General features: G+C 70.0%; 17 protein-coding genes. 4 read left to right on the plus strand and 13 right to left on the minus strand.

The features are described 5' to 3' along the window. Positions 1-51 precede the first annotated feature (51 nt). The 5 genes from GVV86_RS09630 to GVV86_RS09650 form a co-directional block, all read right to left on the minus strand. Positions 52-1,128: a YihY/virulence factor BrkB family protein gene (locus GVV86_RS09630; protein WP_159615603.1), complete on the minus strand. Its 1,077-nt coding sequence runs from the start codon at positions 1,126-1,128 to the stop codon at positions 52-54. Beyond that, a complete protein-coding gene (locus GVV86_RS09635) occupies positions 1,094-1,675 on the minus strand; it encodes a 2'-5' RNA ligase family protein (protein ID WP_246669940.1) in 582 nt (193 codons plus the stop codon). Before GVV86_RS09635 ends, GVV86_RS09630 begins: the two co-directional genes overlap by 35 nt. A 15-nt stretch (positions 1,676-1,690) precedes the next feature. Next, a complete protein-coding gene (gene trpS / locus GVV86_RS09640) occupies positions 1,691-2,731 on the minus strand; it encodes a tryptophan--tRNA ligase (RefSeq protein ID WP_159615599.1) in 1,041 nt (346 codons plus the stop codon). 17 nt (positions 2,732-2,748) lie between these two features. Then, on the minus strand, positions 2,749-3,549 hold the full coding sequence (locus GVV86_RS09645) for an exodeoxyribonuclease III (protein ID WP_159802750.1): 801 nt from the start codon (positions 3,547-3,549) through the stop codon (positions 2,749-2,751). A gap of 92 nt (positions 3,550-3,641) precedes the next feature. Then, entirely contained in the window at positions 3,642-4,133 is a 492-nt protein-coding gene (locus GVV86_RS09650; protein WP_159615597.1) for a hypothetical protein, read from the minus strand. Positions 4,134-4,327: 194 nt separating this feature from the next. Between GVV86_RS09650 and GVV86_RS09655 the strand changes: the two genes are divergently transcribed. Then, the gene (locus tag GVV86_RS09655; RefSeq protein WP_159615595.1) at positions 4,328-5,107 is read left to right on the plus strand and encodes a CHRD domain-containing protein; all 780 of its coding nucleotides are present in this window, start codon (positions 4,328-4,330) and stop codon (positions 5,105-5,107) included. Between the two features lie 18 nt (positions 5,108-5,125). After that, positions 5,126-5,830, plus strand: a complete 705-nt coding sequence (locus tag GVV86_RS18870; protein ID WP_159802751.1) for a class F sortase — start codon at positions 5,126-5,128, stop codon at positions 5,828-5,830. A gap of 79 nt (positions 5,831-5,909) precedes the next feature. On the opposite strand, the gene GVV86_RS09665 is transcribed toward GVV86_RS18870, so the two are convergent. The 8 genes from GVV86_RS09665 to glyA all read right to left on the minus strand — a co-directional run bounded on the left by GVV86_RS09665 (position 5,910) and on the right by glyA (position 13,620). Continuing rightward, the gene (locus GVV86_RS09665; protein ID WP_159802657.1) at positions 5,910-6,266 is read right to left on the minus strand and encodes a VOC family protein; all 357 of its coding nucleotides are present in this window, start codon (positions 6,264-6,266) and stop codon (positions 5,910-5,912) included. Between the two features lie 63 nt (positions 6,267-6,329). Next, positions 6,330-7,970, minus strand: coding sequence for a DUF5671 domain-containing protein (locus GVV86_RS09670; RefSeq protein WP_246669941.1), 1,641 nt, complete (start codon positions 7,968-7,970; stop codon positions 6,330-6,332). After that, positions 7,967-8,422, minus strand: a complete 456-nt coding sequence (locus GVV86_RS09675) for an LpqB family beta-propeller domain-containing protein (protein ID WP_159802658.1) — start codon at positions 8,420-8,422, stop codon at positions 7,967-7,969. The genes GVV86_RS09670 and GVV86_RS09675 overlap by 4 nt, the downstream gene beginning before the upstream one ends. Before the next feature lie 66 nt (positions 8,423-8,488). Next, positions 8,489-9,322: an ABC transporter permease gene (locus tag GVV86_RS09680; protein ID WP_159615589.1), complete on the minus strand. Its 834-nt coding sequence runs from the start codon at positions 9,320-9,322 to the stop codon at positions 8,489-8,491. After that, positions 9,319-10,197 (minus strand): ABC transporter permease, encoded by an 879-nt coding sequence (locus GVV86_RS09685; protein ID WP_246199557.1) that lies wholly within the window; start codon positions 10,195-10,197, stop codon positions 9,319-9,321. The genes GVV86_RS09680 and GVV86_RS09685 overlap by 4 nt, the downstream gene beginning before the upstream one ends. Then, on the minus strand, positions 10,190-11,131 hold the full coding sequence (locus GVV86_RS09690; RefSeq protein ID WP_159802659.1) for an ABC transporter ATP-binding protein: 942 nt from the start codon (positions 11,129-11,131) through the stop codon (positions 10,190-10,192). Before GVV86_RS09690 ends, GVV86_RS09685 begins: the two co-directional genes overlap by 8 nt. Before the next feature lie 157 nt (positions 11,132-11,288). Then, positions 11,289-12,176, minus strand: a complete 888-nt coding sequence (locus tag GVV86_RS09695) for a bifunctional methylenetetrahydrofolate dehydrogenase/methenyltetrahydrofolate cyclohydrolase (protein ID WP_159802660.1) — start codon at positions 12,174-12,176, stop codon at positions 11,289-11,291. Positions 12,177-12,330: 154 nt separating this feature from the next. Next, the gene (gene glyA / locus GVV86_RS09700; RefSeq protein WP_159802661.1) at positions 12,331-13,620 is read right to left on the minus strand and encodes a serine hydroxymethyltransferase; all 1,290 of its coding nucleotides are present in this window, start codon (positions 13,618-13,620) and stop codon (positions 12,331-12,333) included. Between the two features lie 545 nt (positions 13,621-14,165). Between glyA and GVV86_RS09705 the strand changes: the two genes are divergently transcribed. Together GVV86_RS09705 and purU are read left to right on the plus strand one after the other, a co-directional pair. Then, on the plus strand, positions 14,166-15,257 hold the full coding sequence (locus GVV86_RS09705; protein ID WP_246669942.1) for an NAD(P)-binding domain-containing protein: 1,092 nt from the start codon (positions 14,166-14,168) through the stop codon (positions 15,255-15,257). Between the two features lie 25 nt (positions 15,258-15,282). Then, the gene (gene purU, locus GVV86_RS09710) at positions 15,283-16,140 is read left to right on the plus strand and encodes a formyltetrahydrofolate deformylase (RefSeq protein ID WP_159802663.1); all 858 of its coding nucleotides are present in this window, start codon (positions 15,283-15,285) and stop codon (positions 16,138-16,140) included. Positions 16,141-16,166: the final 26 nt, after the last annotated feature.

A 16,166-nucleotide genomic window follows, 5' to 3' on the forward strand; every position in this document is an offset into this window, starting at 1 on the left:
GGCCGGGCGTCTCCCGCCCCCGGCTGCATCCCCGCTGCGGAGGGCGCCGGGTCAGGGCCTGCGGCGGGCCTTTCGGCTCTGCTGCCGCAGCGTCCCCGCCTTTTCCCGGTGCTCGTGGGCGGCCAGCGCCTCGGCGTCGGCCGTTCCCACGGCGCCCCACGCCGCCGCCAGGAGGTACACCTGGCTCAGCAGGTAGAACCAGACGAAGAGACCGAGGATCACGGCGAACGGGGCGAGCAACGGCGAGCTGGCAACACCTGCAAGGAGCGTCGCGCTCAGGGTGCGCAGCACGGTACTGCCCACCCCCGCGAAGGCCGCGGCCTGCAGCAGGACCTTCCGGGGCATGTCGATCGCGGAGGTGGTGTGGAGCAGGAGGGACGCGACCGCCGTATCGAGGACGAGCATGATGGCGAAGCCTGCGAACCGCGTCAACGGACGCGACGCCTCGGTCATCCCCACCAGGTCGAGGGCGAAGTCGAGCATCGTATTGGCGATGAATCCGACGCCGGTCGTCACCAGCAGCGCGACGGCCAGGACCAGCAGCACCGCGAGATCCCTGAAGATGGTCCTTACTGCGCTCTCGGTGACCGGGCCCAGGGCGAAGATGCTCCGCATGCCCGCCCGGATGCCGGCCATCCAGACGAGCGAGGAGATGAGCATGACGGCCGTGGAGATGACGAGCGCGGCACCGAACCCCGCCCCCGAGAACAGTTCCTCCCGGGTGGCGAGTCCGCCGTCGCCGGTGTCGATGAGGCCGGGCGTGGTGGCCCCGACCGTTTCGACGATGAGGTCCTGGAGGCGGGTGTCCCCGGCGATGACCAGGCCGAGGATGGAGAACCCCGCCACGAGCATCGCGGCGATCGCGAAGAACATTCGGTAAGCGATGCCTGCGGCCAGCAGCGCCCCGCGGCGCAGGGCGTACAGCTGGAATGCCCGCAGCGGCCGCAGGGCGCTCAGCCGGGCGAGCGCGACCCGGAGACGCGCGGCGACGACGGCCACAGAGCCCGCGTGGTCCCGCTCGGCACGGGTGAGGTTCTGGCGTGCTTCGAGGATCTTCACGACCAGCCGGGCATGGTCGGCCGGCGAGGCGGGATCAGCGCTCCTCGCGGTCCTCGGTGTCTTCGCCAAAGCTCAGCTCTTCCCGCAGTTTCCACAGCCCAGAATGCTCATGCTCATACAGTCCCATGGTACGGACCTCGAAGGAGGCTTCGAAGGACCTCAGCTGGTGCGCGGCCTGGTCCATACTGGCCTCGCTCACGTCGTGGGCGACGGTGACGTGCGGGTGGTAGGGGAACTCGAGGGTGCGTTCGAGGGGTCCAATCTGCAGCCGGGAGTGAAGCTCGACGCACTCCCGGAATCCGGCCCGCACGTTGAGGAACACCACGGGTGACAGCGGCCGGAAGGAGCCGGTGCCGCTGAGCGTCACAGTGAAGGGACCCTGCTTCGCGGCCACGGCGCGTACGTGCTCGAGCGTCCACTCCCAGTCGGTGGCCGGCGTCGTGGTGATGAGGGTGATGTGCGGGGGCACGAGGAAGGCCATGGGATCCCCAAAGGAGGCCCGCCAGCGTTCGAGCTCCGCCGCCAGCGGTTCGGGTACCGGCAGCGTGACGCCCACGCAGGTGGTTTCGGGCAGTCCCGGCCCGGCGTCGGCCGGGTCGCGGCGCAGCTCACTCATCCGCTGCCGCATGGCCTAACGTGCCCCGGCCGGGACCGGAGTGGGAAGAAACCCCACCTTCGCATACACATCGGCCAGCGTCGCCGAGGCGGTCTCCCGCGCCTTGGCCGCCCCCTTGGCGAGCAGGCGATCGAGTTCGGCCGGATCGTCCAGGAGGTCGGCGGCGCGCGCCTGGATGGGCCCGAGGGACTCGGCAACCACCTCGGCCAGGTCCACCTTCAGGTGCCCGTACATCCGTCCCTCGTACTCCGCCTCGAGGGACGGGATGGAGCGGCCGGTCAGCGCGGAGTAGATCGTCAGCAGGTTTGAGATCCCGGGCTTCTCATCGCGGTCGAACGTGATCGACGTGCCCGCATCGGTCACCGCCGACCGGATGCGCTTCGCCGTGACCTTCGGATCGTCAAGCAGGTTGACCAGCCCCATCGGGGACGAGGCCGACTTCGACATCTTGGCCGTCGGGTTCTGCAGGTCGTAGATCTTGGCCGATTCCTTCTGGATAAAGGGCTTGGGCACCACGAAGGTTTCCCCGAAGCGGGCGTTGAACCGCTGCGCGAGGTCGCGGCTGAGTTCGACGTGCTGGCGCTGGTCCTCCCCCACCGGGACGCCCTCGGGCTGGTACAGCAGGATGTCCGCCGCCTGGAGGATGGGGTAGGTGAACAGGCCGACGCTGGCCTGCTCGGAGCCCTGCTTCGAAGCCTTGTCCTTGAACTGGGTCATCCGCGAGGCCTCACCGAACCCGGTGATGCAGTTGAGCACCCAGGCCAGCTGGGCGTGCTCGGGCACATGGGACTGGACGAACAGGGTGGCCTTGTCCACGTCCACCCCGCCGGCGATGTACTGGGCGGCGGTGATCCGGGTCCGTTCCGCGAGCTCTGCGGGGTCCTGCGGCACGGTGATCGCATGCAGGTCCGGGATGAAGAACACCGCGTCATAGTCCTCCTGCATCCGGACCCAATGCACCAGCGCACCGAGGTAGTTGCCGAGGTGGAGCGATCCCGCGGAGGGCTGCATCCCCGAGAGGATGCGCTGGCGGCCGGTGGGTGCGGTGAGTGTCATGGCGCGCGTCCTGTCGTCTAGAGAGAGTAGTCAACGACCACGGGGGCGTGGTCGGAAAAACGGGTGTCCCACGACGGTGCGCGGTCGACGGTGGCCTCGACCGCCGCCGCGGCGAGCCCGGGGGTCGCGAGGTGGTAGTCGATCCGCCAGCCGGTGTCATTGTCAAAGGCCTTCCCGCGCCAGGACCACCAGGTGTAGGGGCCGTCGACGTCGACGGAGAGGGCCCGGTGGACGTCGACATAGCCGACGCCGTCGCCGAAGAACCGGTCGAAGTAGGCGCGCTCCTCGGGCAGGAAGCCGGCCTTCTTCAGGTTGCCCTTCCAGTTGCGGATGTCCCGCTCGGTGTGGCCGACGTTGAGGTCGCCGACAACGAGCACGTGGTCCGACTCGGCGGCGAGCGCCGGCAGGCGGGCCTCCATGACATCGAGGAAGCGGTACTTGTCGTCCTGCTTGGGGGTGCCGACGTCGCCGGAGTGGACATAGGCGCTCACCACCGTGAGGGAGGAGCCGTTGACCTTGAAGTCGGCCTCGACCCAGCGCCCCGAGGTGTCGAAGTAGGGCTCCCCGATCGAGGACCGGGTGGCGGAAGGTTCGACGCGGGAGGCGATGGCCACCCCGGCGCGGCCCTTGGCCTCCGCCTCGGCGTGGAGCAGGTGCCAGGAATCCCCGAGCAGTTCGCGCACCACGGCGTCGGGGGCGCGCACCTCCTGCAGGCAGAGAATGTCGACGTCGCGCCCGGCCAGCCACTGCTCCATGCCGCGCTTGTAGGCGGCACGGATTCCGTTGACGTTTACTGTTGCAATCCGGAGGGGTTTCATCGGGATATCGGAAGCGGCACTCACTCGACCCACCTTACCCCGGAGCACCGGGCGAATCATGTTGGCGGAACCCGATCAGGACGGCTGGGGGCCTAGTCGACGATGGTGCCCTCGACGGGCCCCTCACCGGCGTTCTTCATCATCGACCGGGCGTTGTGCGAGGTGATCTCGATGGTCTCCAGGGCGCGCTCAACCATGCCTTCGTCACGGCCGAGGTATTCGCGGACGACGCCCACCTGGACCTGGACGATCTTGAAGCTGTGATCGAGCTTTAGGTCGCGGGCGCGGGTCGCCTCGTCGGAGGGCCCGGCCTGGCGCTGGGCCGGGGCGAAGCCCTGCTGCGCCTCGCTGAAGCGGTCAGCGGCCTTCCGTGCGGCCCCCCGGAGGGTGAAGACCACGTAGGAGAAGATGAGCAGCCAGCCGAGGGAGATGAGCACGACGAGCCAGCCGACGACGTCGTTCTCGTTGGCCGCGAACACCACGGCGACGAGGAAAACGACGATCATGATGGCCATGCCCACCGTCCCCATGCGGACGCTGATACCCCGGCGGGCGGGCTTTCCTGTGCTTCCCAAAGACTGCATAGGCCCATTCTTCCAAACAACGAACCCCCTCCCGACGGCTTCCACCACCGGCGAACGCCCGCGCGCACGCACCCGCCGCACCGGGCCCGGAAAAGTTTTCCCCGATCCACCCATCCGTGATGCATCTCACCCCGAACCTCCTGTGTGCGCGCCCCTACCGGCCTGCATCATCCGCACTTATGGAGGAAATTCTCATGACCAAGAAAATGCGTCTCCTTGCAGCCCCAGCCCTCGCCCTCGGCGCGGTCGCCCTGGCGGGATCCCCCGCCCTGGCCGCGGACGGCTCCTACTCATCGACCCTCGGCCAGCTGAACGGCACCACGGGAACCGGCAGCATCACCGTCGATGTCACCGGCGACACCGCCATGGTCAACCTTCAGGTTTCCGGCCTCGCAGAGACCTTCATGGACGGGCCCTACCCCCACGTCCAGCACATCCACGGCGGCGCCCAGGGCGTCTGCCCGACCCCTGAGGCCGATGCCAACGGCGACGGGATCATCAGCGTCAGTGAAGGCGCCCCGGGCTACGGCGGCATCCTCACCACCCTGAGCACCAGCGGTGCCACGACCCCCGACGAGGGCCTGAACCTGGCACTGGGCGGACAGGGCGGAACCTACTCCATCCAGCGTTCCATCGAGCTCAACGCGGAAACCAAGGCCGCACTCGAAGCCGGAACCGCCGTCGTGGTGGTCCACGGCCTCGACCCCGCCACCTCGACCGGCTCGGAAGAAGCGTTCAACTCGCCCAGCGACCTGAACCCCGACCTCCCGCTGGGTGCCACCTCGCCCGCGCTGTGTGGCACGCTCGTCGCCTCGCAGATGGGGGCCATGCCCAACGGCGGCGCGGACACCGGCGTCGAGCAGGGGGTTGCAGGCGATAACACCGCCATGATCGCCCTCGGTGGTGGCCTGCTCCTCGCGGCAGCAGCCGGCGGCACCTACGCCGTCCGCCGCCGTTCAGCGGACAACGCGTAACTCCATCCTCATCCCGTGATGAACAGAACAACCGGCCGCCGCTGGGGCTTCGCAGCCCCGGCGGCGGCTGTCATCCTCCTCCTGGCAGGATGCGGCGGAACCCCGGCCGCCTCCGGCCCCGAGACTTCCCCACCCCCGACGAGCACGTCCTCCCCCAGCCCGTCCGCAGCGCCCGGCACGCCGGCGCCGACCGCGGACTCCCCGGCGCCGGCCGAGACCACGGCGCCCACCAAGGCCCCGGCGCCTGCACCTCAGGCGCCGGCGGTCCTGGCGGCCTCACCGCCGCTATCCCTCTCCATTCCCGCGATCGGCGCCACCTCGGAGCTGCTCCGGCTGGGACTGCGCGCGGATGAGACCCTTGAGGTGCCGCCCGACGGCCCCGGCGCCCCCGCCAGCTGGTACACCGAGTCCCCTACCCCGGGAGAACGGGGGCCGGCCGTCCTGCTGGGCCACGTAAACGCCACCGACGGCGGCAAGGGCGTCTTCGCCGGCCTCCGGGCGCTGAAACCCGGCGACCTCGTCAGCGTCGCGCGCGAGGACGGAACCACCGCTGAGTTTCAGGTCCTGCGCGGCGAAGCGTACGCCAAGGACGCCTTCCCGACCGCCAAGGTCTATGGGAACACCCCCGGCGCGGAGCTGAGGCTCATCACGTGTGACGGCTACGACCCCGCCACCGGGGAGTTCGACGACAACTACGTGGTGTACGCGGCCCTCGCGGGCTGAATCGATCGGGGCTGAACCCGCCGGGCTGAACCCGCCGGGGCTGAACCCGCCGGGCTGGACCCGTCCTCCGGACCCGGCCTCAGCCAGCGACCAGACAGAACGGGTGGCCGGCCGGATCGACGTAGACGCGGAATGAGCCGGTGCCCGAGTTGAGGCTCACGGCGCCGCCGGCGAGGACCTTCGCCTCGGCCTCGTCGAGGTCGGCTACGAGCACATCGAGGTGCATCTGCTGCGGGACCTCCTGTCCGGGCCACTTCGGCGCGGTGTAGTTCTCCACCAGCTGGAAGGCCAGCGCGGGCCGGTCGGCGGCGTCACCAATGGTGATCCAGTCATCTGACTCGTCGACCCGGACCATGCCGAACAGGTTCTGGTAGAAGGTGGCGAGCCGCCCGGGGTCGGGGCAGTCAAGGACGGTTGCTTGCCAGGATCCAATCATGGTCCCAGTATGCGTGGGCGGGTCCCCGTCCGGTAGATGCTGGAGGCAGCCTCCGGCGGTGCCCTACCCGGCCAGCGGGATGACCTGGATCCCCCGGCCCGCGCCGACGATCACCAGCACCCGCTCCCCCACCACGCCGTCGAGGGCCCGGGCGAGGTCCTCCGCGGATGGCACCGCAGCGTCCGGGGCGGGATCGGCCAGCCGCCAAAGTGTGACCCCGGCGCCGGTGATCCCGCCGATCAGCTCCGCGAGCGGTTCAGCGGCGGCTCCGGCCCCGGCCACAAGGATCACCGAGCCGATCGCCCGGCGGTCCGCGGGCGCGTTTCCTCCCGCCGCCCGGTCCTGGCGCCAGACGCTGAAATGGTAGGCGGCCGTGCCGCCCGTCGCCAGGAGCAGCCCGAGGGGCGCCCGCACGCGCTCGATCAGGGCCGCCCCGCCGACGTCCGCGAGCAGGAACTCGAAGATCACGTACCCGAGCACCAGCAGCGTGATGAGCGCAACGAGGGCGCTGATGCCGAAGACCGCTACAAGGTAGACCCTGCGCCGGGACCGTTCCCCGGTACCGGGTGCTGCCGTCGGGCGCCACGCGGACCACCAGACCGGGCCGCCCACCGCCAGGGAACTGATTCCCCCGAGCAGCAGGGTCCGGGGATCGGCGCCCACCACGGGCGAGGCGAGAGATGCGAGGAGGGCGTTGACGATCACCCCGACGCCGGCCGCAGCGGCCGCCAGGGAAACGCCCGAGGTGACAAGGCGGCCGGCCAGGCGGATGCCCTCGGCCCGCGTGGCGGCGGCGCGCAGGTGGTAGACCCACACCGGGGCGCCGATTCCCGCCGCGGCGAGCGCCGGCGCCAGGGGATCCAGCAGCGCCGGCAGCGGATCCGTCCGGTCGAAGGCGAGCCGCAGCAACACGAAGAGCACCGTGCCCAGCCCGCCGAGGGTCAGCAGTCCCGCACCGAACACCCCGAGCAGCACCAGGGCGACGTTGGAGAGCGCCGTGCGCAGGTGCCGTCCGCCGCTGCGCACCCAGTACGCGAACCACAGACCGGTTCCCCCGGCCGCCCACACGAGGGCCGAAAGGGACGCGCGCCACCAGGGCACCCCGATGGCTCCCGCCGAGGCCGAGCCCTCGACGGCCGCGCCGAAGAGGCCCGCCAGCGCCGAGTAGGCCCCGCCGACCGCCAGGATGAGTCCAAAGACGTAGCCTCCAACGCGCGGAAGATCCCTCAGCGCCAGCGGTCCCCTGGTCCGGTGCCGCCACATCCAGTGGTGCCACAGGAGGACCCCGGTCCAGACGAGGCCGCGCGCCAGGCCCGAGGACCACCGCTCCGGGTCGCCGCCGATGAGCGTGGCCGCCGTGCCGAGCAGCGCGGTGGCCGCGGTGATCAGGGAAACCGCGTAGATCCCGGCCACGTAGAGGCCCCAGGCGGTCGAGGACCGTTCGCTTTCCACCCGCCGCCACGTGGCCCACCACAGGAGAGCGGCCAGCGGCCCGCCGACGAGGGTGAAGGCCAGCGAGCGGGCCAGGCCGGTGACATCGTCTGCGACCAGCACGTCGCCGGCATTCAGGGCCCGGCCGAGCAGTCCGGTGAGGCCGCCGGCGCCGATGAGCACCAGGGCGAAGAGCAGCGTGAAGACAATCAGCCGGCGCAGGACCGGCTGGGCGGAGCTCCGCCCGGGGGCGGCCCGCGTGCCGGTGCTCACCGGGCCCCCGCGTCGGAACCGCATACGCGCAGCTGCCACGGGGCCCGCTCGATGAGCCAGCCGCCGTCGTCGCGGACGAGGCCGAACTCATCCCGGGATTCGTATTCCGAGGAGCCGAACGGACCGCCCGCATCGAACGTCACGATCGACACCTCGACGTCCGCCGTGTTCTCCCGCTCCCGGGTCGCCACGAGGCTGATTCGAAGGTTGTCCTCGACGGGGGTGTAGAACTCGTCGCAGGGCTCGGACGGCTCCGCGAGGTAGGCGGCCGCGGCCTCCTCATCGCCGTCGATCACCGCCGCGGAGTAGCGCTGGACAACACCGCCGGGGGTGGAGGCATCAAGCAGCTTCACGTCCCCGCGGGAGAACACGACAGCCAGGGCAACCACCACGAGGAGGCCAAGCACCGCGAGCAGGACGGGAAGGCTGCGGTCGCGCCGAGCGGAATTCATGTGCACAGTATGCGCCACCGTGCGGGGTCAGCCGCTGCATCGGGGTGCACCGGGGGTCGGCGCCGGCTATTTGAGGAACAGCGCGCGCAGCCGCCCGGTGGTGAGTACCACGCCGATTCCGATCATCACGGCGTAGTACAGCACGTGCACGCCGGTGGCCGCGGTGAACACCCCGGCGCTGATCTGCCGGAGGAGTTCGACGCCGTGCCAGAGCGGGAGGGCCTGGATGAACCACTGGATGGGCTGCGGGTAGACGCTCAGCGGGTAGAAGGTCGCCGAGAACAGGAACATCGGCAGCATCACGAAGTTGACCCACTCCATCTGCTGGAAGGTCTTCATGAAGCTGGTGATGGCCATGCCGAACGCCGCGAACCCGAAGGCGATCAGCACCGAGGCCGGAATCATCAGCAGCGCCCACGGGGTGGTGATCAGGCCCATCAGGCCCATCACCGCTGTGAACCCGGTCGCGTAGAGGGCCCCGCGCAGCAGGGCCAGGAAGATCTCGCCGATGGCGACGTCGAGCGGCCCGAGCGAGGTGGAGAGCATCCCCTGGTAGAGCTTGGCGAAGTTCATCTTGAAGAAGACGTTCCAGGTGCTGTCATAGACGGCGCCGTTCATCGCCGAGACCGCCAGCAGAGCCGGAGCGATGTAGGCGGCATAGCTGATCTCGGAACCCCCGGGGCCGGTCACCGTGCCCACGAGCGCGCCGAGGCCCACGCCCATCGACAGCAGGTACAGCACCGGTTCGAAGAAACCGGAGACCATCACCATCCAGTTGCTGCTCTTCGTGGCGCGCAGGCCGCGGGCGATGACCGCGCGGGCGTTGCGCGAATACAGGGCGCCCAGGGTGCGCGTGCGGCCGGTGAGCCGGTAGTCCTCGACGGAGAGCGAGTTCGTCACGCGCCCAGCCTCCGGGCGAAAGTCCGCTGGGCCAGGCGCCAGCCGAGCACCGTCAGGGCAACCAGGTAGATCAGGTGGACCGCGGCGAGGCCCGGCGGGATGGCGTGCCCGTAGGTCAGGGCCCGTCCCAGTTCCGTGCCGTGCCACAGCGGTGAGATCCAGCCGATCCAGCGCAGCAGGAGCGGGAGGGTGTCGAGCGGGAAGAAGGTTCCGGAGAACAGGAACAGCGGGGTGGCGATGAACCGCATCACCAGGGCGAACTGGCCCTTGTCCTCGGTGAGGCTTGCCGCGTAGGCCATCAGGGGCACGCCGAAGGCCAGGCCGCTGAGCACCGCGACAGGGACGGCGGCCCAGCCCCAGGGCGACGGCGATGCACCGAAGAGGGCGACGATGGCGAAGTAGATGATCGACATGACCGCCAGCCTCAGGGTCACGGCGAGAATGTGGCCGTTGACGATCTGGTGGGTGCCCAGCGGCGAGGCGTGCGGGCCGTAGTAGACCCGGCGCCACTTGAAGCCGTCCATCACCGGGTAGGTGAATTCGTTCGTCGCCGCCATCAGGGCGGCCGAGGCCAGCAGGGCGGGGGCGAGGAAGACGAGGTAGCTCACGCCGCCGAACGTCCCGGCCCCGGAGCTGTCCACAAGGCTGGCCAGGCCGACCCCCATGGCGAAGAGGTACATCACCGGGGTGCCCACGCTGGAGGCGAGGATGGTCCACCGGTAGCTGTTCATTACCCGCAGGACATGTTCGGCGTAGTACCAGGAGCCGAAGGCACGGGCCCGGGCGGCAGAGACCGCGGGAGGATGGGCGCCCTGCCCCGGCCCCGGCGTGCCCGCGGAGGCCGTGGGTGGGGCTCCGGTGCGGTGCTCAGTCAACGAGGCTCCTTCCGGTCAGGCGCAGGAACACGTCCTCGAGGGAGGACCGGCGTACCAGGGAGGTGATGGGGTGGAGGCCGCGGGCGGTGACCTGCTCGAGGGCCGCCTCGCCGTCGGAGGCATAGATCAGGACCCGGTCGGGCAGGGTTTCGAGCCGCTCCCCGATACCCTCGAGGTCAGCCGCCACGGTGGTGTTGCGTTCGGAGCCGAACCGCAGTTCGAGCACCTCGCGGGTCGAGTGTTGCCGGATAAGGGTAGCCGGCGAGCCCTCCGCCATGATCCTGCCCTTGTCCACGACCACCAGCCGGTCGCACAGCTGCTCGGCCTCATCCATGTAGTGGGTCGTCAGGATCAGGGTGACCCCGGACTCCTTGAGGCGGAAGAGCCGGTCCCAGAGGATGTGGCGGGCCTGCGGGTCCAGGCCCGTAGTGGGCTCGTCGAGCAGCAGGATCTTCGGCTCGTTGATGAGCGACCGGGCGATGGTCAGCCGGCGCTTCATGCCGCCGGAGAGCGAGTCGACCTTCGCCGTCGCCTTCTCGGTCAGCTGCGCGAACTCGAGCAGCTCGTCGGCCTTGGGTTTCAGGTAGCTCATCGGCAGGCCGAAGTAGCGCCCGTACACCAGGAGGTTGTCGCGGACCCGCAGTTCCTCGTCGAGGTTGTCCTGCTGCGGGACGACGCCAAGGTGGGCGCGGACCTCGGGGCCGTGCCGTTCGGGGTCGAGGCCCATAATGGAAAGCTCGCCCGAGGTGCGCTGGGAGACCCCGCCGATCATCTTCATCGTCGTCGACTTGCCGGCTCCGTTGGGGCCCAGCAATCCGAAGGCCTCACCGGCCGGCACCTCGAAGGAGATCCCGTCGACCGCGGCGAACTCGCCGTAGTGCTTGCTCAGGGCGCGCGCGGCAATAACAGGCTCAGCGGTGAGGTTGGGAGGCACCAGCCCAGCCTAGGCCAGAAAAGTCATTGGGACTAGCCAATCCGGGCAATGGGCGGTGGGTGGACAGCCGGCGCAGCCAGGAACGACGAGCACACCCCGAAACGACAACCGCACCGGATATATCCGGTGCGGTTGTCGTTTTCGGGTGCGTTGGCGCCTAGAGCCGGCGCTCCGCGGCGTCGACGACGTTGGCCAGCAGCATCGCCCGGGTCATGGGCCCGACGCCGCCGGGGTTGGGCGACAGCCAGCCGGCGACCTCGGCCGCGGCCGGTTCGACGTCGCCGGAAAGGACAGCCTTCCCCGTCTCCGGATCCTCGATCCGGGTGACCCCGACATCGAGCACGATCGCTCCGGGCTTCAGCTGCGCGGCCTTGATCATGCCGGGGAAGCCCGCGGCGGCCACGACGACGTCGGCCCGCCCGAGGTGATCCTCGAGGTCGGTGGTGCCGGTGTGGGCGAGGGTGACTGTGGCGTTGACCGCCTTGCGGGTCAGGAGGAGCCCCAGGGGCCGGCCGACGGTGACGCCGCGGCCGACCACCAGCACGTTGCGCCCTGCAAGTTCGATGCCGTGGCGCCGCAGCAGCTCGATGATCCCGTTGGGCGTGCACGGCAGCGGCGAGGCCATCGGCGCGCCCACGTTGAGCACCAACCGGCCCAGGTTGGTGGGGTGCAGGCCGTCGGCGTCCTTGTCGGGGTCGATCCGCTCAAGGATGCGGTTGGTGTCGATGTGCTTCGGCAGGGGAAGCTGGACGATGTACCCGGTGGTTTCGTCGTCGGCGTTGAGCCCGTCGATGACCGCCTCGAGCTCCTCCTGAGTAATGGACTCAGGCAGGTCCCGGCGGATGGAACGGATGCCGACCTGGGCGCAGTCGCGGTGCTTGCCTGCGACATAGGATTTGCTGGCCGGGTCGTCCCCCACGAGGACGGTGCCGAGCCCGGGCTGCACGCCGCGGGCGGCAAGCTCGCGGACGCGCACGGCGAGCTCGTCCTTGATTGCGGCGGCCGTGGCCTTGCCGTCGAGGACGCGGGCGGTGGTGGTGCTCATGAACGTTCTCCGGTCGTTTCAGGGGTGTCTATCAGTTCGAGAAGGAACGCCTTCCCGCGGTTGCAGCACCCGGTGAAGCAGCATTCCGCGCTGGGAATGTCGAACTCCCCGGACGCCGCCGCCCGGGAGGAGGCGGCGCCCGCGGGGAGTTCTCCTACCACTCCTCGTGGCCCGGGTACAGCGGGAAGTTGGCGGCGAGCGCCGACACCCGCGCCCGCAGGGCTGCGACGTCGGGGGACGGCTTGAGGGCCGCGGCAATGATTTCGGCGACCTCGGTGAACTCGGCGGCACCGAACCCGCGCGTGGCCAGCGCCGGGGTGCCGATGCGCAGCCCGGAGGTGACCATGGGAGGCCGGGGGTCGAAGGGAACGGCGTTGCGGTTGACGGTGATGCCGACCGAGTGGAGGAGGTCCTCCGCCTGCTGCCCGTCGAGGCTCGAGTTGCGCAGGTCCACAAGCACCAGGTGCACGTCCGTGCCGCCGGTCAGGACGGAGACGCCGTGCTCGGTGACGTCGGACCCGGTCAGGCGCTCGGCGATGATCCGGGCGCCCTCGAGGACCCGCTCCTGGCGTTCCTTAAATTCGGCGGATCCGGCGATCCGGAAGGCGGTGGCCTTGGCGGCGATGACGTGCATGAGCGGCCCGCCCTGCTGGCCGGGGAAGACGCTCGAGTTGAGCTTCTTGGCCCAGTCCTGCTTGGCCAGGATGACCCCGGAGCGCGGGCCTGCGAGGGTCTTGTGGACGGTGGAGGTGACGACGTCGGAGTGCTGGACCGGGCTGGGGTGCAGGCCCGCGGCCACGAGTCCGGCGAAGTGGGCCATGTCGGTCCACAGCAGCGCACCGGTCTCGTCGGCGATGGAGCGGAACGCCTCGAAGTCGAGGTGGCGCGGGTACGCGGACCAGCCGGCGATGAGGACGTCGGGCTTCTCGGCGAGCGCCTGGGCGCGGACCCGGTCCATGTCGAGCCGGTGGGTGTCCTCTTCGACACCGTAGGCGGCGACCTCGTAGAGCTTGCCGGAGAAGTTCAGCTTCATGCCGTGGGTGAGGTGTCCGCCGTGGGCCAGCGAGAGGCCCATGATCTTGTCGCCGGGCCGAATCATGGCGGCGAGGGCGGCGGCGTTGGCCTGGGCGCCCGAGTGGGGCTGCACGTTGGCGTACTCGGCGCCGAACAGCTCCTTGACGCGGGAGATGGCGAGGTTTTCGGCGACGTCGACGTGCTCGCAGCCGCCGTAGTAGCGGCGTCCCGGGTAGCCCTCGGCGTACTTGTTGGTCAGGACCGAGCCCTGGGCCTCGAGCACGGCGCGGGGGGCGAAGTTCTCGGAGGCGATCATTTCGAGGGTGTCCCGCTGGCGGCTCAGCTCGTCGCGCAGGACCGCGGCGATCTCGGGGTCGATCTCGGACAGCGGGGCGTTGGTGACGGAATCGGTCAGGGGCGAAGTGGTCACGGAAGGTCCTTCGGTGGTGGGGTGCTTTACAGCTCAGGCTACCCGCAGCACTGTGGTGCAGCCCACCCGGGACGGCACATAGCGGCGGAAGTAACCCCCGGCCCAGGCGTGCGATCCGTGGTTGGCACAGTGCCCCGCGGGGTCGTTCGGGCCCTCGCCCGGCTCCCTGCAGTGCGTGCCGCTTCCCGGTGGTTGCCCACCCTACGCCAGTCGCGGCGCCCCCTATCCTAGCCGCAGCGCTCCGGCCGGTGCCACCCCGGCCGGTGGGTCCCGGCGCTCCTTGACGGTCCCGGTGGCGGTCCCGCCGTCGGCCCCGGCGGCGGCTCCGGCGCCCTGCCTGGCACCGCCTCTGGCACCGTCACTGGCACCGCCACCGGCCCGGCGCCGGGGAGGCCGGCCCGGCGATGTGATGCTCCTCATGGAGTGCCACTTTTGGGACCGGCACCGGAATACCGCTGGATACGGGCCGGTTGCACGGGTCACATGCCCGGTCTCCGCCGGGCCGATTGATGCCGGCGCGGACGCCGGTGGAACAGGGCGGGATAGTGGACAACGAAGCGCGCGAGACGGATATCGTCGTCATTGGGGCCGGCCAGGCCGGCCTGAGCAGTGGTTATTACCTGCGCAGGCACGGGATCGAACCGGGCAGCGGCTTCGTGATGCTCGATGCGAACGAGGGCCCGGGAGGCGCCTGGCGCCACCGCTGGCCGTCGCTGACCTTTGATGCCGCCCACGGACTTCATCCGCTGCCGGGCCTGCCCTTCGAAACCCCCGACCCGAAGGAGCCGTCCTCGGCCGTCGTGACCCGCTACTACGCTGCCTATGAGGCCGAGTTCGGACTCCCGGTGCTGCGCCCGGCGCACGTGAGCCGCGTTGACCGCGTCGACGGCGGAGAGCGCCTTGAGGTCACCGGCCGCGAGGGCATCTCCTGGCGGGCGCGCGCCGTCATCAACGCCACGGGCACCTGGGACAGCCCTTACCTGCCCTACTATCCGGGGCGGGAGATCTTCCGCGGACAGCAGCTTCACACCCACGGGTTCCGTGCCGCCTCCGACTTCACCGGCAAGCGGGTCCTCGTGGTCGGCGGGGGAACCTCGGCGGCCCAGTTCCTGCTCCAGCTCAATGACGCCGGGGCCAGCACGATCTGGAGCACCCGCCGACCCCTGGAATGGCTCGATCGGGACTTCACCCCGGAGTGGGGACGGGCGATCGAGGCAGCGGTCAACGCCCGCACCCGCGCCGGGCTTCCCCCGAAGAGTGTCGTGGGCACCACGGGCATTTCCCTCACGGCGCAGTACGCGGCCGGCATCGAGGCGGGAGTCCTCGTCTCCCGCGGGCCGATGCGGCGGCTCACCGAACACGGCGTCGAACTCCAGGACGGCACCTACGAACCCGTCGACGTCGTGCTGTGGGCCACCGGCTTCCGGGCCTCGATCGACCACCTGGCCCCGCTGCACCTGCGGGAACCCGGCGGGGGCATCCGCATGGACGGCGTCCGGGTGATGCGCGAGGAGCGCCTCCTGATGGTCGGCTACGGCGCCTCCGCCTCCACTGTGGGGGCCACCCGTGCGGGCCGCGCCGCCGCCCTGGCTGCGCTCAAGGTTCTGGGCTCGCGGGAACCGGTGCCTGCCCGATAGCACGGGACCCCGGTAGCCTTGGACGGTGACCGCACCAGCATCGAGCTCCTATTCCCTCACGCTCTCCTGCCCTGACCGCCCGGGCATCGTCCATGGGGTCTCCGGGGCCCTCGTCGCCGCCGGCGCGAACATCACCGAGTCCCAGCAGTACGGGAGCCCGGACACGGGAACCTTCTTCATGCGCGTGGCACTGGCCACGGACGCCGGTGAGACCGAACTCCGCCGGCAGCTGGAGCCGGTCGCCCGCTCCTTCGGCATGGACTGGGAACTCAACCTCGACGGCACGCCCACCCGGACGCTGATCCTGGTTTCCAAGGCCGCCCATTGCCTCAACGACCTCCTGTTCCAGCACCGCTCCGGCACGCTGCCCATCGAAGTTCCGGTGATCGTCTCGAACCATCCCGACCTTGCTGACCTCGCCGCCTTCTACGGGGTCGAGTTCCACACCATCCCCGTGACCCCGGAGACGAAGGAGGACGCCGAGGAGCAGCTGCGCGCGCTCATCATTGAACACCGGATCGACCTCGTGGTGCTCGCCCGGTACATGCAGATCCTCAGCGACGGCCTCTGCGCCGACCTGCGGGGTCGCGCCATCAACATCCACCACTCCTTCCTTCCCTCCTTCAAGGGGGCGCGCCCCTACCACCAGGCGCACGCCCGCGGCGTGAAGCTGATCGGCGCCACGGCGCACTACGTCACGGGGGCTCTTGACGAGGGCCCGATCATCGAGCAGGAAGTGATCCGGGTCGACCACGCGCGCAGCGTCGAGCAGTTCGTGGCGATCGGCAGGGAACTCGAGGGCCGCGCCTTGGTGCAGGCCGTGCAGTGGCACGCCGAGCACCGGGTCCTGCTCGACGGGCACCGGACCATCGTCTTCAACTAGGATGGTTACCTATAGTAGGTTGCGGT

It is taken from the genome of Arthrobacter zhaoguopingii (genome assembly GCF_009828595.1).
Lineage (GTDB): Bacteria > Actinomycetota > Actinomycetes > Actinomycetales > Micrococcaceae > Arthrobacter_D > Arthrobacter_D zhaoguopingii.

Bases quoted from the DNA above. Each gene is read 5' to 3' on its own strand.
- GVV86_RS09695 (WP_159802660.1), bottom strand. From the start codon at position 12,176: ATGAGCACCACCACCGCCCGCGTCCTCGACGGCAAGGCCACGGCCGCC.
- trpS (WP_159615599.1), bottom strand. From the start codon at position 2,731: ATGACACTCACCGCACCCACCGGCCGCCAGCGCATCCTCTCGGGGATG.
- GVV86_RS09655 (WP_159615595.1), top strand. From the start codon at position 4,328: ATGACCAAGAAAATGCGTCTCCTTGCAGCCCCAGCCCTCGCCCTCGGC.
- GVV86_RS09650 (WP_159615597.1), bottom strand. From the start codon at position 4,133: ATGCAGTCTTTGGGAAGCACAGGAAAGCCCGCCCGCCGGGGTATCAGC.
- GVV86_RS09665 (WP_159802657.1), bottom strand. From the start codon at position 6,266: ATGATTGGATCCTGGCAAGCAACCGTCCTTGACTGCCCCGACCCCGGG.
- GVV86_RS18870 (WP_159802751.1), top strand. From the start codon at position 5,126: ATGAACAGAACAACCGGCCGCCGCTGGGGCTTCGCAGCCCCGGCGGCG.
- GVV86_RS09675 (WP_159802658.1), bottom strand. From the start codon at position 8,422: ATGAATTCCGCTCGGCGCGACCGCAGCCTTCCCGTCCTGCTCGCGGTG.
- GVV86_RS09635 (WP_246669940.1), bottom strand. From the start codon at position 1,675: ATGAGTGAGCTGCGCCGCGACCCGGCCGACGCCGGGCCGGGACTGCCC.
- GVV86_RS09645 (WP_159802750.1), bottom strand. From the start codon at position 3,549: ATGAAACCCCTCCGGATTGCAACAGTAAACGTCAACGGAATCCGTGCC.